The organism is Sphingopyxis sp. 10G20-10 (assembly GCF_057365075.1).
In genome coordinates this window covers 609649-631611 of the sequence record NZ_CP195117.1, presented here as the reverse complement: position 1 = coordinate 631611, position 21963 = coordinate 609649, and the positions used below count along the sequence as shown (strand labels likewise).

Below are 21963 nucleotides of genomic sequence, written 5' to 3'. Positions count from 1 at the left end.
TATTCACCTTCTTTGATGTGAAGCTGTAACCCAAGGGGGCAGCTACATATCACGGACCGTTTTTGAGACAGGATGCTTCCATGAGTGCATTTGGACGTCGACCCGGAACCACTGGACGCCCCGCTTTCGGGGTCGCCAAGCCTATGAAGGGTGGAGGCGGCACTGGCGCGTCCCCGTCGAAAGGCGGAGGATCCCAGTTTCCGGCACTTGATTCGACCTCTCTGCCTGCCACAGATTCGCCAATCGGCGACGCTGCGGCGCCCGAAATGGAGGCGATGGAGCGGCTCAACCAACGCTCGACCGCAGAGGCGATGGAGCCAGAGAAGGCCCAAGGATTCGAGGCCAGCGTTCACAAGATCAAGGAACAGGTGCTTCCGCGCCTGCTCGAACGCGTCGATCCAGAGGCTGCGGCAACGCTGTCGAAGGACGAATTGACCGAGGAATTCCGCCCGATCATCCTCGAAGTGCTGGCCGAATTGCGCATCACGCTCAACCGCCGCGAACAATTTGCCCTCGAAAAAGTCCTTGTCGACGAATTGCTCGGCTTTGGCCCACTCGAAGAATTGCTGGCCGACCCCGAAATTTCGGACATCATGGTCAATGGCCCCTATCAAACCTATATCGAAAAAAATGGCCAGTTGGTCATTGCGCCGATCCAGTTTCGCGACGAGCAGCATCTGTTCCAGATCGCGCAACGTATCTGCAACCTCGTCGGCCGCCGCGTCGACCAGACCAGTCCGCTTGCCGACGCCCGTCTCAAGGACGGCAGTCGTGTGAACGTCATCGTTCCGCCACTGTCCTTGCGCGGCACCGCCATCTCGATTCGTAAATTTTCGGCCAAGCCGATCACGCTCGACATGCTTTGCCAATGGGGCGCGATGAGCCAGAAAATGTGTACCGCGCTGAAAATCGCCGGTGCCAGCCGTTTCAACATCGTTATTTCGGGCGGTACGGGTTCGGGTAAGACGACGATGCTCAACGCCCTGTCGAAAATGATCGACCCCGGCGAGCGCGTGTTGACGATCGAGGATGCCGCCGAATTGCGCTTGCAACAGCCGCACTGGCTGCCGCTCGAAACGCGCCCTGCGAACCTAGAGGGCAATGGCGCTATTCATATGGGCGATCTGGTGAAGAACGCCCTGCGTATGCGCCCTGACCGCATCATCATGGGTGAGGTCCGTGGCTCCGAATGTTTCGATCTGCTCGCGGCGATGAACACGGGTCACGATGGATCCATGTGTACGCTCCACAGCAATAGCCCGCGCGAATGCTTGGGTCGTATGGAAAATATGGTGCTCATGGGTGATGTCAAAATCCCCAAAGAAGCCATTTCCAAGCAGATTGCCGATTCGGTCGATCTGGTGATTCAGATCAAGCGTCTGCGCGATGGCTCACGCCGTGTCACCAATGTTACCGAGGTGATCGGGATGGAAGGCGACGTCATCGTGACGCAGGAATTGTTCAAGTTCGAATATCTCGACGAAGACAAGGACGGCAAGATCAAGGGTGAGTATCGCGCGATGGGGCTTCGTCCCTACACGCTTGAAAAAGCACGGCAATACGGCTTTGATCAGCCCTTCCTCGAGGCGTGTCTCTAGGGCAACTCTTGGGCCGGACGGGTCGCGTCACAGCGATGCATGTAGGGCCAGGGCAGCGCTGAGAAACGCGACGGCCATCGCGGCAAAAGAGACCTCACGCCACGGCATGAACCCGACGCGATCGACGTCGCACCGGTTCTTACGACGCCATGCGGAAAATTCTGCGACAATGACAACAGCCACCGCAGCGGCGCTGACATAGCCCATCGTCACTTGCATTGCGCCCTCCGACACCTAGAACAAGGGACAGTCCGGCCGAACTGGCCGTCTCTCCCGTCTGAAAGGTGCCGATATGCGATATTTCCATCCCGTTACAATAGCTGCGTTGCTTGCCGCCAGTGCGGCCTGCTCTGCACCGGGCCAAAATGCCGCCGCGAATGAAGGCGCAACCGAAACGAAGGACGCCATCGCCGCAGCCATTGCCGCCGACAGCCGCACCGCCGCCAATGTTGCGCGCGACACCTATCGCCACCCGACGGAAACCTTGGCCTTTTTCGGGGTCAAGCCGGGCGACACGGTCGTCGAACTCTGGCCGGGTGGCGGCTGGTATACGGAAATTCTCGCGCCGCTGGTCGCATCGGGCGGTGGAACTCTTTACGCCGCTGCACCCTGGGATCGCGGACTCAACCGCATCAAACAATGGCAGGAAAAGGCGCCCGCCATCTATGGCGCGGTCAAACTCGCCGAATTTCCCAACGTCGGCACCAACCCCAAAGTCCCCGACGGCAGCGCCGACGCCGTGCTGACCTTTCGCAATGTCCATAACTGGCGCTTTGGCGGCACCAATCAGGTCGCGACAAATTTTGCCCAAATCTATGCGATGCTCAAACCCGGTGGCACGCTGGGCGTCGTCGACCATCGCTTGCCCGAGGATATGGATTCGGCGCTCGAGGAAAAGAGCGGATATATGAAGCGGTCATCGGTCATCGCCTTTGCCGAAGCGGCCGGATTCAAGCTGGCGGGCGAAAGCGATATCAATGCCAACCCAAAGGATACGCATGATTATCCCAAGGGCGTATGGACGCTGCCGCCGACGCTGGCCGAAAAGGATGTCGACCGCGCCAAATTTACGGGCATCGGCGAATCGGATCGCATGACCCTGAAATTCGTAAAGCCCGCCTCCTGACGAAGCCGCTGGAATCGATTGACCCTGCGCTGCTGCTCAGCGCCTATGCACAGGGTATATTTCCCATGGCCGACGGAGCGGATGATCCGTCGGTTCATTGGGTTCAGCCCAGGCTTCGCGCCATTCTGCCACTCGACGGCTTCCGGCTGTCACGCAGCCTGAAAAAGGTGCTGCAATCGGATCGCTTTCGCGTCACCACCGACACCGCCTTTGCCGCGACCGTCGCGCTGTGCGCCGAATCGGCAGATGATCGCCCGACGACCTGGATCAACCCGCTTATCCGGGCCAGCTATGACCAGTTGTTCGCGCTGGGGCACGCGCATAGCATCGAATGTTGGCACGGCGACCAGCTCGTCGGTGGGCTTTATGGGGTTACCCTTGGCCGCGCATTTTTCGGCGAATCGATGGTGTCGCGGGCGCGCGATGCGTCCAAAGTTGCGCTGGCGCACCTTGTCGGCCGGCTCCACATCGGCGGCTGGCAGTTGCTCGATTGCCAGTTCATGACCCCGCACCTTGCATCGCTGGGCGCGGTCGAAATCAGCCAGGCCGATTATCTGGCGCGGCTCTATTCGGTTTTGGCGGGCGGTGAGGCTACAGGCGCCGGTGCAGAAGGCGCCGCAACCTTCGGCGCGGGAGCGTCAGCGGCAGCCGGGGTGCCCGATCCCCCATTTCCGGTCGGGGACTGGGGCGCGCTCGATGCCTTTGGTGCGGCTTTGGGTGCCGGGCGCGACACCGGTGTGCCGCCCGGATATGTCATCGCACAGCTTTTGACGAAGACATCATAAATCGGGTGCTCGATGACGTTACGCTCTGGCCGTTCCTTGAACAGCCAGCCCGAAAAAACCCGATACCATTTGTCGTCGCGCTGATCCTGCACGCTTAACTGGACAAAAGCGCCGGTTTCTGGCGGATCCTCCCACGGAGCGGTCTGCTCGCACGCGCGCAGCCGCACAACAGCATGGCCGATGCGCACCGAATCGCCGGGCTTTATTTCGATATCGCGAACCAGTCCGTTACGCTTGTTGAGCACCCCCAGCACCGCGACGCGTTGCTCCATCGGCGTCGCGCCTTCAATCCCGCCCTTTTCCTGCGGCACCGGTTCCGATTTGGTGATTTGCGACGTCATACGCGATTTATCGCCGCCGCTTCCGTTCCGGTCGCATCCCGTCAGCAACAGGCCCACGGCAACGACAACCAGCCCCGTCCGTGTCAGCATTGATTGACGCGCGGTCATTCAGACCCTGGCCGCCATGCCTCATAATCCCCGGTGGCCGCGGCGCGCTGGCCGCCACGCTCAAGCGCACCAGCCGGACGATAAGCGCTACCAGTGCCAGTCAGATTCGGCGTCGCATCCTTTTCCCAAGTGCGCGCGACCGGCAGCATCTCGGTCGGCAATTCATCATAGGTGCTGTGCAGCCAGCCATGCCAGTCGGGCGGCACCCGGCTCGCGTCATTCGACCCGTTGTACAGGACCCAGCGCCGTTTGCCGTCGCGGGTGCGGAAATAGCGGTTGCCGAGACTGTCCTCGCCCACCTTTTCGCCGGTACGCCAGCTGTTCAGCGTCGTGCCGATGGTCGCGCCATCCCACCAGGTGAATATTTTGCCTAAAATGCCCATGGCGGTGGCGTTTACAGGCAAGAATCACTCCTGAAAAGGTCGAAGCCGCCTAGTGGTGCCGATTTTCGTTCAACGGTCCTGCCATTTGATGATCGCATCCTCGTTAATACCGAGTTCGGTCGCCGTTCCGCCCGCCAGTTCGAGCACCGCCGATACATCGCCGCCGCTCACCACCGGCTCGAGCGATCCGGGGATGGTATTCTCTGCAATCCGGTCGATGCTGCCGTCGGCGCGAATGAAGATCATATCGAGCGGGATTAGCGTATTCTTCATCCAGAAGCTGCCGATTCGCGGCGACGGGAAGGGAAAGATCATGCCACCGTCGGTGGGCAGGCTGGTCCGGAACATCAGCCCCTTGGCCTGTTCGTCGGCAGTCCGCGCCACCTCGACCTGAAATTTGTGAACCGTGTCGCCGCTGGTGATGGTCAACGGGATGGTTGCGGCGGATTGGGTCTGGCTGGACGGATCTTTGGCACAAGCCGAAACCGGCAGCGCGAGCGCCAATGTCAGGGCCGTAAACATAATTCGCATCAACGCATCCTTTCGGCAAAACAGGCGCGTTTCCTAATCCAGCATGGCGTCGGCGTCCAGCGTCGCCAAACCGGCCTCATCGCCCGGAGCGATCGCCAATATGCGTCGCGCCAGATCCAGCGCATGACCCGCACGCAAAAAAGCGGCAAGCTGGCGTTGACGCAGCGCAGGGTCGCTCACCTGTTCCGGCGCAAAAGGACCGAACCGCCGCTTGCGGGCAAAGCGAATGGCCGCTGCCGGCGCCGCCTCTGAGGCCGCATTGACCGCTGCCTCGGCATCATCGGCGGCAATGCCATCAACCCACAGCTGCGATTTCACCCGCCGGGCACCAAGCCCGCGCCCGGTCATCGCCCGCCCCCGCATCTCGGCATATTGTTGGTCGTCGATATATCCAAGCTCTGTCAGGCGCGCGACAATCGCCTCGCAAGCCGCCGCCCCGCTGCTGTCTTCCGGATCATCGGTCCAGCCGCGTTCGCGCAATTTGCGCGCCAAATAGCGCATCAGTTTCGCGCGTGTTGTCGCGAAACGCGCGACATAGGACAGCGCCAGATCATTGAGTCTGGCACGATCAAGCGGGGCTTTTACCCGATTAGCGGGGGGGCGGCTTTTGGCCATATGCCATGATTATGCCACAGTCGGGCGCGATTGAGAACGACCAGTGCAGCGAAACTACACAGCCATCGCCCGGAAACGGGCGTTTTTGTACGAACAGCCAAGGATAAGGCACGGCATAAATGGCAGTCCAAGACGATATTACTGTTGCCGCGCCGTCCGCTTTTCGGGACGTACCAGACATTATGACTGATACCCACACAGCCGAACCGCCAATACCCACCCCGACTTTTTGCGATCTTCCGCGTCGCTTTTCCGACTTTTCCACGGTCGGAGAGGCACTCGAATATGCCGCAAAGGGGGTCCGCGGGCTCAATTTCCATGACCCGCGCGGCAAACTGGCGCGCGCTTATTCCTTCCGCGAGTTGCAGGATGACGCGCGCAGCACCGCCTATCGCCTGATCGCCGCAGGGGTCAAACCCGACGATCGCATCGCGCTGATCGCCGAAACCGGACCCGAATTTGCCGCGCTGTTTTTCGGCACCATCTATGCCGGTGCATGGCCCGTCCCTCTGCCACTTCCGACCAGCTTTGGCGGGCGCGACAGCTATGTCGGCCAGTTGACCGTCCAGTTGTCGAGTTGCGATCCGACGATGCTGTTCTTTCCGCCCGAAATCGCGTCGATGGCCGCCGAGGCCGCCGCTGCCCAAGGTGTGAAGCCGATGGATTGGGCCGAATTTGCCAGCCACGCCGCGCCCATCGCCGACCTGCCCGAACAGCAAAGCGACGCCACCTGCTATCTGCAATATAGCAGCGGCTCGACGCGCTTTCCGCACGGGGTCGCGGTGACGCACGCGGCACTGCTCAACAATCTGGCGGCGCACTCGCACGGCATGAAAGTTTGCGACACTGACCGCTGCGTCTCTTGGTTGCCCTGGTATCATGACATGGGGCTCGTCGGCTGCCTGCTCTCGCCGGTCGCCAATCAGGTGTCGGTCGACTATCTGAAAACAGAGGATTTTGCCCGGCGTCCGCTTGCCTGGCTCGACCTTATCAGTCGCAATCAGGGCACAACGCTCAGCTATTCGCCCACCTTTGGCTATGATATTTGCGCCCGCCGCGTGTCGAGCCAGACGCATGTCGCTGATCGTTTCGCCCTGTCGCGGTGGCGCGTTGCCGGCAATGGGGCCGACATGATCCGCCCCGACGTCATGCAGAATTTTGTCGACGCCTTTGCCGACGCCGGTTTCACGGCGAAGGCCTTCCTGCCCAGCTATGGTCTGGCCGAAGCGACGCTGGCTGTCAGCATCATGCCGCCGGGCGAAGGCATCGTCGTGGAGCTGGTCGAGGAAACCGAATTGTCGGGCGCCGCCAACGACAGTGACCGGCCAACCCGGTATCGCGCCGTCGTCAACTGTGGCCGTGCCGCGCGTGACATGACAATCGAAGTACGCGCCGAGGACGGCACCGTCCTCGCCGATCAGACCGTTGGCAAAGTGTGGTGCACCGGCCCGTCGCTGATGACCGGCTATTTCCGTGATCCCGAATCGACCGCGGCCTGCCTAGTCGATGGCTGGCTCGATACCGGAGATATGGGATATTTATCTGATGGTTATGTCTATATCGTTGGCCGTGCCAAAGACATGATCATCATCAATGGCAAAAATCACTGGCCGCAGGATATTGAATGGGCAGTCGAACAATTGCCGGGGTTCAAATCGGGCGATATTGCCGCATTCGCCATCACCGCTCCAGGGGGCGAGGAAACGCCGGCCGTGCTCGTCCAGTGCCGGACCAGCGACGAAAAGGAACGGCTCGTGCTGCGCGAGGCCATCCGCGATCGGGTCCGCGCGATTACCGGGATGAACTGTCTCGTCGAGCTCATTCCGCCACGCACCCTGCCACGAACCAGTTCGGGCAAACTCAGCCGGTCCAAGGCCCGCTCGCAATATCTGGCGGGTGAAATCCAGCCCTTCTCGCTCGCGGCCTGACGCACAGCCTGTCCGCGTCCCATTGTGGGACAATATTTGTCCATGAAGACAGGATCGCGCAGGCCATAAGGCGGACACTGGTTACGCTTGGGTAACACCCTTTCGGTAAGCCAACAGGCGTGAAAAGCCTGCTTATCAATACCGCACCAGCGGAAAAAACGTCGGCCAGGACGTTGCTCGGATTTGGGGCAAAGGGTGAAGACGTTGGCGACCTGCGCCAACTTCAGTTGATGCCGCTGCGGGGCCGGGGGCCACTGCGCCTCGGTCTGGGCATATTGCTCGTCCTGCTCGCAAGCTTTGCCATGGCCGTCACTGTCAAACTGGCGTGGGTCGCGGCATGGGCGTCAGCGACCATCTTGTTCAGCATATGGTCTTATTGGGCCTTCAAGGCCCGCCGCTTGGGGGAAAGCCGGATCGCGGCAAACCATGAGTTCGCGCTAGGTAACCGGCACGCCACTATCTCCGCACTCCTCTGGGGCGCGGCTTTCTGGATGCAGGGCAGCGCGCCAACGATCAATCACATCCTGTCGGTTTGGGCCGTGACCCTCCTCCTGATGTTAATGCTGGCGATGCTGGCCCACAGCCTGCCGCGAATGTGCATTTTGTTCATCTTGCCAACCAGCGCGTCGGCGGCGATTGCGATGGGCGTGGCCGGCGAAAAAATGCTCGCGGGCGTCGCGATGACAATCGGACTCCTCTTGTCCTTCTTCTGCATCCATTTTGCCAAGAGCTTTATCCAGTTCCGTCGTGCCGAAACGACGCTGCATGAAAAGAGCGAGACGGTCAGTCTGTTGCTCCGCGAGTTTGAGGAAACCTCCGCTGACTGGCTGTGGCAGACCGACAGCAGTCGGCGACTGGTCCATGTGTCGCCGCGATTGGCCTATGCCCTTGGCGCTCCGACCGAAGAGCTTGAGAATATCCCGCTGCTTCAGGCCTTGTCGGGCGACGCGTGGAAGAACGGAGATTTCCCCCAGAGTCTGCACGCAATGGCCGAGCGGATGAAGCGGCGTGAAAGCTTTTCCAACCTGATCGTGCCGGTGTCGATCGGCGGCAAGGCGCGATGGTGGGAATTGTCGGCTTCGCCGCGTCTCGACGAACAGGGCAAGTTTCTGGGCTTTCGCGGCGTCGGCTCGGATGTCACCGAACAGCGGGCCTCGGCCGAACAAATCGCCAAAATGGCCCGCTTTGACAATCTGACAGGATTGCCCAATCGCCTCAGCCTCAATGAGGATATGGAGCTAGCCTTGCTCGATGCGATTGCGGCCAAGGCGCGGTGCGCATTGCTGATCATCGACCTTGATCGGTTCAAGGCTGTCAATGACACTTTGGGGCATCCGGTGGGCGATAAACTGCTCGCACAAGTCTCGGCCCGACTCAAAGGGCTGATGGAGCGCGGCATGACTTGCGGGCGGCTGGGCGGCGACGAATTTGCCGTGGTCATCCACAATGTCCCCTCGGCGGAGGACGCCGAAGAGCTGGGGTATCGCATCATCGCCTCCATCAGCCGGCCTTATGTCGTCGATAATCATCAACTCTTTGTGGGGGCCAGCATCGGCTTTGCAATTGGCCCGCAGGACGGGAAAACCGTCGAAACGCTGACCCGCAATGCCGATTTGGCGCTCTATAAATCCAAGGATCGCGGCGGCAATGTCGTCGATCGCTATGTCGCCTCGCTGCACGCCCAGGCCGAGGAACGACGGGTCATGGAACATGAGCTGCGCAGCGCGCTCGAGCGTCAGGAGTTCGAACTTTATTATCAGCCGGTGGTCGAAGCCGCCGACGGAACGCTCAACGGTTTCGAAGCGCTCATCCGCTGGAACAACGAAAAATTGGGATCGGTCTCACCGGGTCGCTTCATTCCGCTCGCCGAGGATTCACGACTGATCTCGCCAATCGGCGAATGGGTCCTGCGTACCGCCTGTCACGAAGCGATGCGTTGGCCCGGAAATCTCAAACTCGCGGTCAATGTGTCGGCCGAGCAACTGACCGACCCCAGCTTTGCCTCGGTCGTCGTGTCGGCGCTGGCGCAAAGCGGATTGCCGCCGCAACGGCTGGAAATTGAAGTGACCGAAAGCGTGTTCCTGCGCGATGGCGGCGGTGCGGGACAGCTCCTCGACCATCTGATCAGCCTGGGAATTCGCCTGTCGCTCGACGATTTCGGTACGGGCTATTCCTCGCTCGGCTATCTTCGCAAAACGCAATTTTCCACCATCAAGGTCGATCGCAGCTTTGTTGTCGGCGCGGCCAAGAAATCGCCCGAATCGATTGCGATCGTTCGCGCCGTGGTGGCACTCGCCGACAGTCTGGGGATGGCCACAACCGCCGAGGGTGCCGAAACCGAGCTGGAGGTAGAAACCATCCGCGCGCTAGGGTGCAGCAACATTCAGGGCTATTATTATGGTCGGCCAATGCCCGCTGCTGATGTGCTGACTTTATTCAATTCACAAAAGGACATGTCGAGCGCGGCGTGAGTCGCGCGTGGACGCATGTTTCGGCCTGACGGTGCAATCGCACGGCTTGTCGCCGGCCTTGCGAATGGCTCCCCCATTTACCGCACCATCGGCGCATTTCATCGCTAGAGGACTGGCGCTTGGCGCAGGGCGTGGCACGGACAGTTCACAACCTTGAACAATCAGGGAACCGGGGGTCGCATCCATGTCATTTCGCCGCGCCATTTCTGCGTTGCTCGCGCCTGCGCTCTTGCTGGGCACGATGCTCGCCGCATCGCCCGCTGCCGCCAAGGCATATCTGCAGTGCGTTCCCTTTGCCCGCGACGAATCGGGGGTCGACATTCACGGCAATGCCAAAACCTGGTGGGCTCAGGCGGCCGGGGACTATGATCGCGGTCAGGAACCACGCGAAGGCGCCGTGATGGCCTTTGCCAGCTCGCGCGCGATGCCGCTCGGCCATGTTGCCGTCGTTTCCAAAGTCATCAATGACCGCGAAATATTGATCAGCCACGCCAATTGGTCACCGATCCACGGTCGCCGCGGCCAGATCGAACGCAATGTCCGTGCCGTCGATGTCAGCGCTGCCGGTGACTGGAGCCTTGTTCGCGTGTGGTATGCACCGATTGGTGATCTGGGCGTGCGCGCCAATCCGGTAAACGGGTTCATCTATCCCAATGGGGCGCCGCAAGGTCACAGTTTTGACGCGCCGGTCTGGGCCAAAAATGATTGGAAGCCGGGCAACGGCTTGGCTCTGGTCGTCGCCTCGCTCAACCCCTAAGCGCCGAAAAGCGGAGCAGGCTAGACCCGCGCCGCAGGTTATTCCTTACCCGCCTGATCGCCCTCGGCTGTGTCTGCGACATCTTCGAACCAGGCTTCGACTTCACCCGACAATTTGATCGTCATCGGCTGGCCAAAGCGATCCTTTGACTTGCCTGCGGCGATACGGATCCAGCCTTCCGAAATCGAATATTCCTCGACGTCGGACCGCTCCTTGCCCTTAAATTTTATACCGATGCCACGCTGCAGAACCTCCATGTCAAAATGGGGCGAGCGCGGGTTGATCGACATATGGTCGGGCGGGGTGTCAGACATGCAAATTCCTTTGGTTTCTGGGTTGCGCGGCTAGGACAGCGCGGCGCGTAAATCAAGTCGCACATGCGCCGCGACACTCTGGCCATGCTCACCCGCTGCGCGCACATTCGATGCAGGTGGCAACCGCTGGCGAATGGGCAAGCCGTGCCTCGGCAATTTCCTCGCCGCAGACCAGACAATAACCAAACTCATCCTCGTCGATCCGGCGCAGCGCGGCGTCGATCGCAATGATTTCCTGCTGCCGACGGCGCTGTGCGGCGAGCGCCATCGCCTGCACCTGCATCGCATCCATCCGCGACAGCCGCCCGACGCTATCCTGCTCCAGCGTCACCGGCGCGCGCTCGGCTGCCGATTCGGCATCGATGCGCTGCAGCTCTGCTCGCAGCATCTTCAATTGGGTGCGAAAATGGTCAGGGTCGATCGTCATAGCTGTGCGATCTTAGCAGTAAGATCGACCTATGGCACCGCCTTCTCACCACGTCACTCGCAACTGCGCGGTCCCCAATCCGTCATGGAACGAGGGGCCGTTTTCCATAGCAGACCTGCATTTACAGCCACAGCATCGCACGCTTTGCGCCAAGGATAACATCGCAATAAGCATCTCATGTGACACCATATTTAATGAAAAAAGAGAGGTAAAATCTGGGAAAATGATTTGCGGGTAACATCAAATTTCGATAGCTTTGAAAACAATTATTTCAGAATGATCGTATTGCGATATGAAATATTATTCTCACGGGCAATTGAGAGAAATTTCATTTCGGCGGAATGGTCGATGGCGTGGCTCTGCTTTCAGTATAGATGAAACGCACTGCGCTGGCTGGATTACGGGTTGGGATGGACCCGGATACTGCGTCAATTCGGCGCACAAAACAGGAGAAGGCAAATGATATTCCCAAAAACAGGTGTCGCACTCGCGGCCATGACATTGGCCGCCATGGTCAGCGCCCCTGCTGCGGCAAGAAGTGCAGACAAACTCAAGGATCTGGTCGGCGAACGGGCAAGTTCAGGTGAGCAGGATATGGAGTCGCGAGGCTTTACGTTCATCACCGGGCATGAAAGCAGTCGCGACAGCAAATATGGCTATTGGTGGAGCCGCGATGCAAAAGATTGCATTCGCACCGAAACCCGTGATGGTCGCTTTGCATCCGTAATCGACACCAAAAATGTGGATTGCAACCAAAAGAACAAGGACAGTGGTGCCGGAACCGCCATTGCTGCGGTCGCGGGTGCCGCGCTGCTTGGCGCCCTGCTCACCCACAAATCGGGGCATCATGATGATGGCAAACATTATGAGAACGACGCCGACGAAGCCCAATATGAGCGCGGCTTTAATGATGGCCTCTATAACAAAAGCTATCATAATTATGACCGGTCCGATCACTATGCGAGCGGCTATCAATCGGGGGTCAACCAAAGGAGCACCAACACCAGGCACCATCATGGCCGAGGCGGCTATAGCGCCGTTGCTCAATTCAAGGATTTGAAGGGCGCGCGCGGGTCGAGCGTCGACAGGACTTTGGAATCGCGTGGCTTTACCAATGTCGATGGTTTTAAATCGGGCAACACCGCTTACACGATCTGGAATCGCCCGGCGTCGAGACAATGCCTGCAAGTCACCGTTGCCGATGGCCGTGTCTATGACATCCGCGACATCGCAACACACCCCAAATGCCGCTAGGCTGACGGAGCCGGGCCCGGGGCGCGCTGATCTATGTGATCAGCGCGCCAACCGATGCGGACGACAGACGGGCATGGGATTGAAGGGGAGGACGATTCCCCTCCCCTGACGCGACGGCTTTATGACCTTTGATATCGAGCGGTTCAAGCGCGGCAATGATGTGCGCTTGAACCGGCGCTTTAGGCCGCTTTCTTGCGCGATGCTTTCTTGCGCTCGTTCGGGTCGAGCAAAGCCTTGCGCAGGCGGATGTTCAGCGGGGTGACTTCGACCATTTCATCGTCGTCGATATAGGCGATGGCCTGTTCGAGCGTCAGGCGGCGCGGCGGGGTCAGGCGGATGGCGTCGTCCTTGCCACTGACGCGGAAGTTGGTCAGCTGCTTCGACTTCATCGGATTGACTTCCAGATCGTCGGGCTTGGCATTCTCGCCGACAATCATGCCTTCATACAGCGCCTCGCCGGGGGCAACCATCAGGATGCCGCGTTCTTCGAGCGGGCCGAGCGCATAGGCATTGGCCTCGCCCGCACCGTTGCTGATCAGCACGCCGTTCTGGCGTCCGGCGATCTGGCCTTTGTGCGGGCCATATTTTTCGAACAGGCGGTTCATGATTCCGGTGCCGCGCGTGTCGGACAGAAACTCGCCATGATAGCCGATCAGGCCGCGCGACGGGCCGCTAAAGGTGATGCGGGTCTTACCGCCGCCCGATGGGCGCATGTCGGTGAGTTCGGCCTTACGGATCTGCATTTTTTCGACCACGGTGCCCGAATGTTCGTCGTCGACGTCGATGACGACGGTTTCATATGGTTCGGTGCGCTTGCCCGCTTCGTCTTCACCGAACAGAACGCGCGGGCGGCTGATGCCGAGTTCAAAGCCTTCGCGGCGCATCGTTTCGATGAGCACACCCAGCTGAAGCTCGCCGCGACCGGCGACTTCATAGCTGTCCTTGTCGGCGCTTTCGGTGACGCGGATGGCGACGTTGGTTTCGCCTTCGCGCAGCAAGCGGTCACGGATCATCCGGCTCGTGACCTTTTTGCCTTCGCGGCCGGCCATCGGCGAATCATTGACCGAGAAGCGCATCGACAGCGTCGGCGGATCGATCGGCTGCGCGGGGATCGCAACGCTGACCGAGGGGTCGGCGATGGTGTTCGAAACGGTTGCTTGGGTCAAACCGGCAATGGCAACAATGTCGCCGGCGCGCGCTTCGTCGACAGGGACACGGTCCAAACCGCGAAACGCCAACAGCTTCGATGCACGACCGGTTTCGATGATCTTGCCGTCCATGTCGATCGCGTGGATCGGCTGGTTGGTCTTGATCGTCCCCGACTGGACGCGACCCGTGAGGACACGGCCGATAAAATTGTCGCGGTCGAGCAGGGTCGCCAAAAAGGTGAACGGGCCGTCTTCGGGCAAGCCGGGGGTCGGCACATGGCTGACGATGGTTTTGAACAAAGGCTCAAGCGTACCTTCGCGCGCGTCGGCGCTATCCGAAGCATAGCCGCCGCGGCCCGAGGCATAGAGAATCGGGAAATCGAGCTGTTCGTCATTGGCTTCGAGCGCCAGGAACAATTCGAACACTTCGTCGAGCACTTCGGCGGCGCGCGCGTCGCTGCGATCGATCTTGTTGACGACGACGATGGGCTTCAGCCCCAATGCGAGCGCCTTGCCGGTGACGAATTTGGTCTGCGGCATCGGGCCTTCGGCAGCATCGACGAGCAGGATAACACCGTCGACCATGCTCAGGATGCGCTCGACCTCGCCGCCGAAGTCGGCGTGACCCGGGGTGTCGACAATATTGATCCGCGTCGCGTCATCACCCTCGCCCCATTCGACGCTGGTGCATTTCGCAAGGATGGTGATCCCGCGTTCCTTTTCCAGGTCGTTGGAATCCATCGCGCGTTCTTCGACGCGCTGGTTGTCGCGAAAGGTGCCCGACTGGCGGAACAGCTGGTCAACGAGGGTGGTTTTGCCATGATCGACGTGCGCGATGATGGCGATATTGCGCAAAGACATGCGAAAAGCCTTGATTGGGAGGGGGCGGCACCGGATGCCGCGAACCGCGCGCCCCTAGCAGATGGTCTGTTGCGGCGCAACAAAATTGCCCGCTTTGGTATAACAGAAAAAGACGCGACAACCCCAAAGGATTGCCGCGCCATCATTGTCTTGATTGTCTTGCGTCAGATCACATCGCGGGCGGCACCTTGCGCGGCGGGGCTTTCGCTGCCGGCTTGCTACTGCGCATATCCTCCAGCACCCGTGCCGCTGCGTCGCGACCGCCTAGGCCAAAGGCGAGCGCGGCAGCCACTGCGCCGCCGATCACCAGCGCCCCGAACGCCATTTCGATGATGCTGTCGGCGATCCCCATATATTTGAGGCCCATCGCCGCGAACAACAGGATCGTGGCATAGCGGATGAGCTGCGGTCCCAAACCGCTGCCCCCCGCGCTGCTGACCAGCGTGGCAAGGAAGTTGGCGATCAGGAAACCGACGGCGATAATCACACCGCCAAAGATTACCGCACCGCCAAGCCGCAGCACTTCATCAACCACTTGGGTCAATTCGGGGAAGTTGAGCATCCGCGTCGCCGCTATGGTCACAACGAGCAGGATGGTCACCAGAATGACCTTGCCGATAATATCCGACAGCTTCACCGCCGGGGGCAGGATGCCGATGGCACCGACCGATTGGTCAACCCCGAGGCCAGCCAGCACTTCTTCGGCAACGCCCGCAATCCAGCGCGCGATGACAAAGCCAAAGCCGAGGACCAGAGCCGCGCCAATGACTGCCGGAATGGCATCAAGAATACGCGACAACATGCCGACCAGCGGGTCGCTGATCGAATCAATCTGCAGCGCCTGAAGCGCCGCAATGACGACCGGAATGATGATGAGCACATAGATGATCGTGCCGATGGTGCGGCTGATCGTGCTGTTTCCGGTTACTTGTTCGATTCCGCCGCGATTGGCCCAACGGTCGAAATCGACCGTCGCGAGGACGGTTTCAATCAGCTCCTTGGCAATCCGCGCCAGCATATGACCGATGAATAAGATCAGCCCGGCCCCAATGATATTGGGAATGAAGCCCATCGCATTGTTGAGCATCGTCTGCATCGGACCGGTCACCGCACCCAGATTGAGCACGTTCAAAATAGCGACAAGACCGAACAACCAGATGAGCAACGCCACGATCCGTCCGAGCGACAGACCGAAACTTTCCCCCGACCCCGTCTCTCGCCGTAACAGCGGGACGGTTTCTACCAGCTTGGCAAAGGCCCATTTGGCGGCGCGCGCCAAAATCCATGTTGCCAGCAATATGAGCAGCGCGATGACGGCGATGCGGCCATAGGCCACCGCTCGCTCCCCATCGATGATGAAGTTGCCGATTTGAAAGTCGTTCATAGCTATCCGGTCCCCTTTTTGTTTTGCGGGACTCGGCGCACCAAATTGCGGCACGCAGAGCCGCGGTAGGGACAGGTTTACCACAATATTTTGATAAACTATAGGGGCATAGCCACTAAGGGTTGATGTGACCGCCATAGCGCATCACAGTTTCGCGACCAGCCGTTCCACCGCGCTCGCCGCAGCCCGCGCCGCGCGCAACAGGTTGGTCTGAAAATCACCCGCGCTGGCGCCATCGGCATCGTCGGTCACCGCCTTGATCGCGGCCCATGGCAGTCCGGTGCGATGCGCGACCTGCGCCACCGCGCCAACCTCCATATCGACCAGATGCGCGCCCAGCCCATCGGCGAGCCAGCGGCCATGGTCGGGGCAGCCGACAAAACTATCCCCGCTGGCAATGCGCGCGTGCGGCAAACCCAGACCGGGATCGGGCATGGCCGAAAAATGCGCCGCACCCGCCTCGCCAATCGGCCAATCGCCTGCGCGATAGGGCGTAAATCCTGCCGCCTGCCGACTGCCATAATCATGCTGCACCGCTTCGGCGATCCAGAACGCCTCGCCCGCCAGCGGCCCGACGCGGCCGCAGCATCCGGTCATCATCAGCATATCGGGGCGCTCGACCGCCATCAGCAATCCCGCCGCCAGCGCCGCCTGCACCTTGCCCATTCCGCAAGTGGCAATGGTCAGCCGGTGGCCGTGGATTTGGACATGGCGGGTCGGAACGCCAGACAGGTCGTTGCGTGTCCCTTCGCCGGGAAAGAGCGCCTCGCCCTCTTCGGGCAAGGCCGCCAATATCAGAATCAAACTCATCGCTGCTATCTAACGCCATTCGCGCATCGCACCAGAGCGCTTGCCAAGGCCGCGCCCAATTGCCATCGCTTCGGGCGATGCTCGCGCGAATTTTTCCCGACCGCTTTGTGCCTGTTCTGTTGGCAACGATTGCACTCGCCAGCCTGTTGCCGGTGAGCGGACGCGCGGTGCCCCTCGCACACGGCCTGTCGACCGCCGCCGTCGTCCTGCTGTTTTTCCTCAACGGCGTGCGCCTGCCGCGCGACGAGGTGCTGCACGGCATTCGCAACTGGAAATTGCAGGGGGCGGCATTGGGTTTTTGTTTCGGCGTGATGGCGCTGATCGGTCTTGGCGCGCAGGCCCTCACTACTCCCTTTCTTCCCGCCACCCTTGCGCTCGGCTTTTTGTTCCTTGGTGTCCTGCCTTCGACCGTCCAGTCGGCCACCGCCGCCAGCAGCCTTGCCGGTGGCAATGTCGCAGCAAGCGTGGTGGCCGCCGCTTTGCTCAATCTGATCGGCGTTCTCCTCTCTCCCTTACTATTTACCGCGCTCGCGGGAAGCGCGGGGGAGATTAGCGGCATGGCGGCGGTTCGGATCGTGTCGATTCTGCTGTTGCCCTTTGTCGCCGGACAATTGGTGCAGCGCTGGCTGCGGCCATGGGCTATCCGACACAAGGCGCTGGCGACCTTCATGGACCGCAGCGCGATTGCCATTGCGGTTTATGTCGCCTTTTCCGCTGCCGTCGTGGGCGGAATCTGGGATCAGCTCGACGGCCCCGAACTCGGCATCATCGGCGCGGCGGTGGCCGCGATGCTGGCGCTGTCTTTTACCGGAGCCTGGACGCTCGGCGGATGGCTCCGTCTGGCGCGGCCCGACCGCACGACCCTGCTGTTTTCGGGCGCGCAAAAGAGCATTGCGGTCGGCGCGCCGCTCGCCGCAACGCTATTTCCACCGGCAACAGCAGGCATGGTGCTGGTGCCGATCCTCGTCTATCATATGGCGCAGCTGATCTTATCAGCATGGATTGCCCCTTGGCTGCTAAGGCAGACAAGAGGTGTGGTGCTTGAATAATACAGATGCGCGTGCCATATATCGGGACGGCATCGGGGTGGAAGGACGAAGAATGAGCGAAGCAACGGCAACCGCGACGGCGACCGACGAGTTAAAGCTGACCCCGCCCGAGCCTTTGGCGCCGGTGGCACCCGAAAAGGCCGCCGGCCTTGTGCCGCTGTCGACCGAGCAAAAGTCCAAGCTGGAGGAGCGGGTCGACAGCTTTATCGACGATCTGGTCGCGCAGGATGAAAATTCGCCCGAATTCGGCCAGCGCATCGACCAGATTACCAATATGGGCCGCAAGGAAATGATGGAGGCGGCGGGTCAATCGAACCGCTTTCTCGACCGTCCGGTCAAGGCGATGGAGCGCGACAGCGACGTCGGCAAAAATTTGATTGAATTGCGCAACACGGTCGAGGAGCTCGACCCCTCGGCAAACGGCAAATTGCTGTCCAGAACCGGCTTTTTCGGAAAATTGTTCGGCAATCGGGTCGGCAATTATTTCGCCAAATACCGCTCGGCGCAAAGCCATATCTCGGCGGTGCTCAACGCGCTGGCCAATGGCAAGGACGAATTGTTGATGGACAATGCCGCCATCGACGTCGAACGGCGCAAGCTGTGGGAGGCGATGGGCAAGCTGGAGCAGATGGTTCATATCGCCCAGACGCTCGACGCGCGACTGGAGGCCAAAGCCGTCGAACTCGACAGCAGCGACCCCGCCAAGGCCAAAGTCCTTCGCGAAAACGCACTCTTCTATGCGCGCCAGCGGACACAGGACCTGCTCACCCAGATGGCGGTGACGGTTCAGGGTTATCTCGCGCTTGATCTGGTCAAGAAAAACAATGTCGAACTGGTGAAAGGCGTCGACCGCGCGAGCACCACAACCGTCAGCGCGCTCAAAACGGCGGTCACCGTCGCACAGGCGATGACCAACCAGAAACTGGTCCTCGAACAGATCACCGCGCTCAACACCACGACCGCAGGGATCATCGACGGCACGTCGAAAATGCTCAAGGACAATACGGCCAAGATTCACGAACAGGCCGCATCGAGCACCATTCCGCTCGAAACATTGAGCCGCGCGTTCCAGAATATTTACGATACGATGGACGCCATCGACACCTACAAGCTGAAAGCGCTCGATTCGATGAAGAGCACCGTCACCTCGCTCGAAGGCGAAGTCGCCAAGTCCAAGGGCTATATCGCCCGCGCCGAGGGTGCCAGTCAGGCCCAAGCCAGCGTCAGCAGCGGCGACAGCCCGCTTGCGTCGCTCGAAGGATAGTCACGGACAAGATGCCCATGAGCGAAACTGACCGCACCATCATGCTGGGCGAGGCCGCGATCGAGCGGGCGCGCACGCCGCGCCACCATATCGGCAAAAAAAGCCGCGCGCTGCGTCGCCAGCATCTCTATCGCAAACTCGGGCGGATGCTGGTTGCGGGCGGCGTGTTGCTGCTTGGCGCCGCCGTCTTTGGCCTGATCATCCGTCCCTTGGGCTTTGCCGGACTGCTCGCGCTCCTTGTTCTGATGGTCGGCGTCGTCACGCTGTTTTCCAACTGGCCAAGCTTTCCCGAGCCGCGCATGGCCGATTTGCCCAAGGCCGATCTGAAGCAGCTCGCGGGGCGCACCGAAATCTGGCTCGAGGCGCAGCGCCCGATGCTGCCCGCGCCTGCCAAAACGCTGATTGATGGCATTGGCGTCCAGCTCGACCTGCTAGCCCCGCAACTCCAGACGCTCGACGAATCGACCCCTGCGGCGCGCAATATCCGCAAGCTTGTGGCCGAGGATCTGACCGGACTGGTCGACGGCTATCAGCGCATCCCCGTCCCGCTGCGCAAAGAGGCGCACGCCGGACGCACCCCCGACGAAACCCTCGTCGGCGGGCTCAAGATGCTCGAGCGTGAAATCGGCGAAGCAGCGCGCAGCCTTGCCACAGGCGACCTCGACAAACTCGCGACGCGCGAACGTTATCTTGAGCTTAAATATCAGGGTGTCGAAGACCCGGCAGACTAGGCGCGTCGCGCGCCTTCATGCCAGCGCATGAAATGGATGCCCCGTGAGGATTCGAACCTCAATAGGCGGTATCAGAAACCGCAGTCTTACCATTAGACGACGGGGCACCAGAGGCGGGCGAAATATGGGCCGCGCGGCCAACTGTCAAGGTTGATGCTCACCCGATGCACGCAAGCCTTGCCCTGACGCATTTCGCCGCTAGCATCACGCCATAACAAAACGGGGGTGTTGCGTGGGACGCGCGGACCACCTGGGCAAGGAGTGGGTTGATGCGTCACATTGCCATCATCGGGTCGGGACCGGCGGGATATTACACCGCCGAAACGCTGCAAAAGGCAGAGGATATCTCGATCGATGTGCTCGATCGCCTGCCCGTACCCTATGGCTTGATCCGCACCGGCGTCGCCCCCGATCATCAATCGATCAAGGCCGTCTCGCGCCGTTACGAAGGCGTGGCACTGCGCGATAATGTCCGTTTCGTCGGCCATGTGTCAGTGGGCAGCGATGTCACGATTGACGAATTGGTCGGGCTCTATGATGCGGTCATCCTGGCCACCGGCGCGCCCAATGACCGGCCGCTATCGATTCCGGGGGCCGATTTACCCGGCGTCATCGGCAGCGCCGCCTTTGTCGGTTGGTATAATGGCCACCCCGATTTCACCGACCTTGACCCGCCGCTCGGTGCGGCGGGGGTGGCGGTCATCGGCAACGGCAATGTCGCGCTCGACGTCGCGCGCATATTGGCCAAGACCCCGCAGGAGTTTGCCGGAAGCGATATTGTCGCGCACGCCCGCGATGCGCTGGCCCAAAGCGGTGTCCGCAACATCCACGTTCTCGGCCGCCGTGGCCCGCATCAGATTGCCATGACGCCAAAGGAGCTGGGCGAGCTGGGTCATCTGGCGCGTGCCAGCCCGCGCGTCGACCCCACCGACCTGCCGCCAGAGGGGGAGGATGCGCTGCTCGAACCCGGGATGCGCAAATCGGTCACCCATTTGCGCGGCTTTGCCGCCAATCCGGTCGCCAAGCCGGTGACAATCGATTTCGATTTCTTTGCGATGCCCGTTGCGGTCGAAGGCGACGGAAGAGTGAAGCGCGTCATCGTCGAAAAAACCATCCTCGACGCCGATCTGCGGTCACAGCCCACCGGCGAGACGTACAGCATTGATGCGGGGCTGGTGATCAGCTGCATCGGCTATCAAACCCCGCCCATCCCCGGCGTCCCCTATGAACATGGGCGCGGGCGTTTTGCCAATGACGAAGGGCGGATCCTACCGGGTCTATATTGCGTCGGCTGGGCGCGGCGCGGGCCGTCAGGGACAATCGGCACCAACAAGCCCGATGGCGCACGCCTTGGCGAAATGGTGCTGGCCGACATCGGCCATGGTAGTGGCAAGGCAGGCCGAGCGGGGCTCGACGCCCTGCTCGCCAGCCGCGACGTCACGCCCGTCACCTTCCGCGACTGGCGCCGCATCGAAGAGGCGGAAGTGGCCGCCGCACGCGAAGGCGCTCCACGCGAAAAATATGTCTCGGTCGATGATATGCTGGCGGCGCTGGGGCGCTAGCTCTGCGGCTAACCGCCAGTTGCTAACAGCGGATCAACAGCGGCCTTGAATTCGCGCGCCGAAAAAGCGCCCTTATGGGCAAAACGCATAATCCCTTTGCGGTCGATGATATAGGTCGAAGGCACGCTGTTATCGATCGCGCCATATCCGCCGCTGATATGGTTCGACAGCGGATAGGATAGAATGTCAGCGAGCTTTTTGAGCTGATATTTGGGCACGCTGTCCTCTGTCGTCACCCCGAACATTTCCAGCCCGCGCGCGTGATTGGCTTTGTAATAGCGATGCATCATCGGCATTTCTGCCTTGCATGGCCCGCACCATGTCGCCCAATAGTTGATGACAACAACCTTGCCCTTCAATTCAGCCAGCGTGACCTTGCGCTTGTCAAATGTGGTGAGCTTGAAGGCGGGGGCGGCTTCGCCCGGTTCTGGGATGTGACGCGACGCAGCGCCGATCAACAGAGCGGCAAACAGGGGGGCAATGACCATGCGGACCAAGGACGCAGATTTCATGGCG

22 protein-coding genes, 1 tRNA gene and 1 pseudogene are annotated in these 21963 nt (G+C 60.7%); 12 read left to right on the top strand and 12 right to left on the bottom strand.

The window, feature by feature from the left end; translation table 11 throughout:
• The first annotated feature begins 80 nt into the window (after positions 1-80).
• Positions 81-1598: a TadA family conjugal transfer-associated ATPase gene (locus ACR3XE_RS03085; RefSeq protein ID WP_473699054.1), complete on the top strand. Its 1518-nt coding sequence runs from the start codon at positions 81-83 to the stop codon at positions 1596-1598.
• A 27-nt stretch (positions 1599-1625) separates the two neighbouring features.
• Here the strand turns inward: ACR3XE_RS03085 and ACR3XE_RS03080 are convergent, their stop codons facing one another.
• Positions 1626-1811: a hypothetical protein gene (locus ACR3XE_RS03080; RefSeq protein WP_473699055.1), complete on the bottom strand. Its 186-nt coding sequence runs from the start codon at positions 1809-1811 to the stop codon at positions 1626-1628.
• A 79-nt stretch (positions 1812-1890) separates the two neighbouring features.
• Here ACR3XE_RS03080 and ACR3XE_RS03075 point away from each other — a divergent pair, with 79 nt between their 5' ends.
• Together ACR3XE_RS03075 and aat are read left to right on the top strand one after the other, a co-directional pair.
• Positions 1891-2724: a class I SAM-dependent methyltransferase gene (locus ACR3XE_RS03075; protein ID WP_473699056.1), complete on the top strand. Its 834-nt coding sequence runs from the start codon at positions 1891-1893 to the stop codon at positions 2722-2724.
• An 8-nt stretch (positions 2725-2732) separates the two neighbouring features.
• Positions 2733-3509, top strand: coding sequence for a leucyl/phenylalanyl-tRNA--protein transferase (aat, locus tag ACR3XE_RS03070; RefSeq protein ID WP_486186010.1), 777 nt, complete (start codon positions 2733-2735; stop codon positions 3507-3509).
• 35 nt (positions 3510-3544) lie between these two features.
• Here the strand turns inward: aat and ACR3XE_RS03065 are convergent.
• Positions 3545-3781, bottom strand: a pseudogene (locus tag ACR3XE_RS03065) (DUF2155 domain-containing protein); the annotation flags it as partial.
• Here ACR3XE_RS03065 and ACR3XE_RS03060 point away from each other — a divergent pair.
• Positions 3683-3943 carry a hypothetical protein gene (locus tag ACR3XE_RS03060; RefSeq protein WP_473700386.1) on the top strand — a complete coding sequence of 87 codons (261 nt, stop codon included), beginning with the start codon at positions 3683-3685 and terminating at the stop codon, positions 3941-3943. The pseudogene ACR3XE_RS03065 and the gene ACR3XE_RS03060 overlap by 99 nt on opposite strands.
• 11 nt (positions 3944-3954) lie before the next feature.
• Here the strand turns inward: ACR3XE_RS03060 and ACR3XE_RS03055 are convergent, their stop codons facing one another.
• The 3 genes from ACR3XE_RS03055 to ACR3XE_RS03045 form a co-directional block, all read right to left on the bottom strand.
• Positions 3955-4341, bottom strand: coding sequence for an NADH:ubiquinone oxidoreductase subunit NDUFA12 (locus tag ACR3XE_RS03055; RefSeq protein WP_473700382.1), 387 nt, complete (start codon positions 4339-4341; stop codon positions 3955-3957).
• A 69-nt stretch (positions 4342-4410) separates the two neighbouring features.
• Positions 4411-4872 carry a DUF192 domain-containing protein gene (locus ACR3XE_RS03050; protein WP_473699058.1) on the bottom strand — a complete coding sequence of 154 codons (462 nt, stop codon included), beginning with the start codon at positions 4870-4872 and terminating at the stop codon, positions 4411-4413.
• A 33-nt stretch (positions 4873-4905) separates the two neighbouring features.
• Positions 4906-5487: a regulatory protein RecX gene (locus ACR3XE_RS03045; protein WP_486185900.1), complete on the bottom strand. Its 582-nt coding sequence runs from the start codon at positions 5485-5487 to the stop codon at positions 4906-4908.
• Positions 5488-5669: 182 nt separating this feature from the next.
• On the opposite strand from ACR3XE_RS03045, the gene ACR3XE_RS03040 reads away from it, so the two are divergent.
• The 3 genes from ACR3XE_RS03040 (at position 5670) to ACR3XE_RS03030 (ending at position 10643) form a co-directional block, all read left to right on the top strand.
• Entirely contained in the window at positions 5670-7415 is a 1746-nt protein-coding gene (locus tag ACR3XE_RS03040; RefSeq protein ID WP_473700383.1) for a fatty acyl-AMP ligase, read from the top strand.
• A gap of 119 nt (positions 7416-7534) precedes the next feature.
• Positions 7535-9886: a putative bifunctional diguanylate cyclase/phosphodiesterase gene (locus tag ACR3XE_RS03035; RefSeq protein ID WP_473699060.1), complete on the top strand. Its 2352-nt coding sequence runs from the start codon at positions 7535-7537 to the stop codon at positions 9884-9886.
• A 184-nt stretch (positions 9887-10070) separates the two neighbouring features.
• Positions 10071-10643: a CHAP domain-containing protein gene (locus ACR3XE_RS03030; protein ID WP_473699061.1), complete on the top strand. Its 573-nt coding sequence runs from the start codon at positions 10071-10073 to the stop codon at positions 10641-10643.
• A gap of 38 nt (positions 10644-10681) precedes the next feature.
• Here ACR3XE_RS03030 and ACR3XE_RS03025 read toward each other — a convergent pair whose 3' ends face one another.
• Together ACR3XE_RS03025 and ACR3XE_RS03020 are read right to left on the bottom strand one after the other, a co-directional pair.
• On the bottom strand, positions 10682-10957 hold the full coding sequence (locus ACR3XE_RS03025) for a DUF3297 family protein (protein WP_473699062.1): 276 nt from the start codon (positions 10955-10957) through the stop codon (positions 10682-10684).
• Between the two features lie 88 nt (positions 10958-11045).
• Complete coding sequence (locus ACR3XE_RS03020) at positions 11046-11384, bottom strand: TraR/DksA family transcriptional regulator (protein WP_473699063.1); 339 nt, start codon at positions 11382-11384, stop codon at positions 11046-11048.
• A 459-nt stretch (positions 11385-11843) separates the two neighbouring features.
• On the opposite strand from ACR3XE_RS03020, the gene ACR3XE_RS03015 reads away from it, so the two are divergent.
• Positions 11844-12638, top strand: a complete 795-nt coding sequence (locus ACR3XE_RS03015) for a hypothetical protein (RefSeq protein ID WP_473699064.1) — start codon at positions 11844-11846, stop codon at positions 12636-12638.
• Positions 12639-12817: 179 nt separating this feature from the next.
• On the opposite strand, the gene typA is transcribed toward ACR3XE_RS03015, so the two are convergent.
• From typA to ACR3XE_RS03000, 3 genes are all read right to left on the bottom strand, one after another.
• Positions 12818-14647, bottom strand: a complete 1830-nt coding sequence (gene typA, locus ACR3XE_RS03010) for a translational GTPase TypA (RefSeq protein ID WP_473699065.1) — start codon at positions 14645-14647, stop codon at positions 12818-12820.
• Positions 14648-14816: 169 nt separating this feature from the next.
• The gene (locus tag ACR3XE_RS03005; RefSeq protein WP_473699066.1) at positions 14817-16031 is read right to left on the bottom strand and encodes a mechanosensitive ion channel; all 1215 of its coding nucleotides are present in this window, start codon (positions 16029-16031) and stop codon (positions 14817-14819) included.
• Between the two features lie 144 nt (positions 16032-16175).
• A complete protein-coding gene (locus ACR3XE_RS03000; RefSeq protein WP_473699067.1) occupies positions 16176-16841 on the bottom strand; it encodes a 5'-methylthioadenosine/S-adenosylhomocysteine nucleosidase family protein in 666 nt (221 codons plus the stop codon).
• Between the two features lie 59 nt (positions 16842-16900).
• Between ACR3XE_RS03000 and ACR3XE_RS02995 the strand changes: the two genes are divergently transcribed.
• Genes ACR3XE_RS02995 through ACR3XE_RS02985 form a run of 3 tightly spaced genes read left to right on the top strand, consistent with a single transcriptional unit; the run spans position 16901 to position 19885 of the window.
• Positions 16901-17890, top strand: coding sequence for a bile acid:sodium symporter family protein (locus tag ACR3XE_RS02995; RefSeq protein WP_486185899.1), 990 nt, complete (start codon positions 16901-16903; stop codon positions 17888-17890).
• A 52-nt stretch (positions 17891-17942) separates the two neighbouring features.
• On the top strand, positions 17943-19154 hold the full coding sequence (locus ACR3XE_RS02990) for a toxic anion resistance protein (protein ID WP_473699068.1): 1212 nt from the start codon (positions 17943-17945) through the stop codon (positions 19152-19154).
• 17 nt (positions 19155-19171) lie between these two features.
• Positions 19172-19885, top strand: a complete 714-nt coding sequence (locus ACR3XE_RS02985) for a hypothetical protein (RefSeq protein WP_473699069.1) — start codon at positions 19172-19174, stop codon at positions 19883-19885.
• A gap of 33 nt (positions 19886-19918) precedes the next feature.
• Here the strand turns inward: ACR3XE_RS02985 and ACR3XE_RS02980 are convergent.
• Positions 19919-19992: transfer RNA gene (locus ACR3XE_RS02980), tRNA-Gln, on the bottom strand.
• 162 nt (positions 19993-20154) lie between these two features.
• Between ACR3XE_RS02980 and ACR3XE_RS02975 the strand changes: the two genes are divergently transcribed.
• Positions 20155-21447 (top strand): FAD-dependent oxidoreductase, encoded by a 1293-nt coding sequence (locus ACR3XE_RS02975; RefSeq protein ID WP_473699070.1) that lies wholly within the window; start codon positions 20155-20157, stop codon positions 21445-21447.
• Between the two features lie 8 nt (positions 21448-21455).
• Here ACR3XE_RS02975 and ACR3XE_RS02970 read toward each other — a convergent pair whose 3' ends face one another.
• A complete protein-coding gene (locus tag ACR3XE_RS02970; protein WP_473699071.1) occupies positions 21456-21959 on the bottom strand; it encodes a TlpA family protein disulfide reductase in 504 nt (167 codons plus the stop codon).
• Positions 21960-21963: the final 4 nt, after the last annotated feature.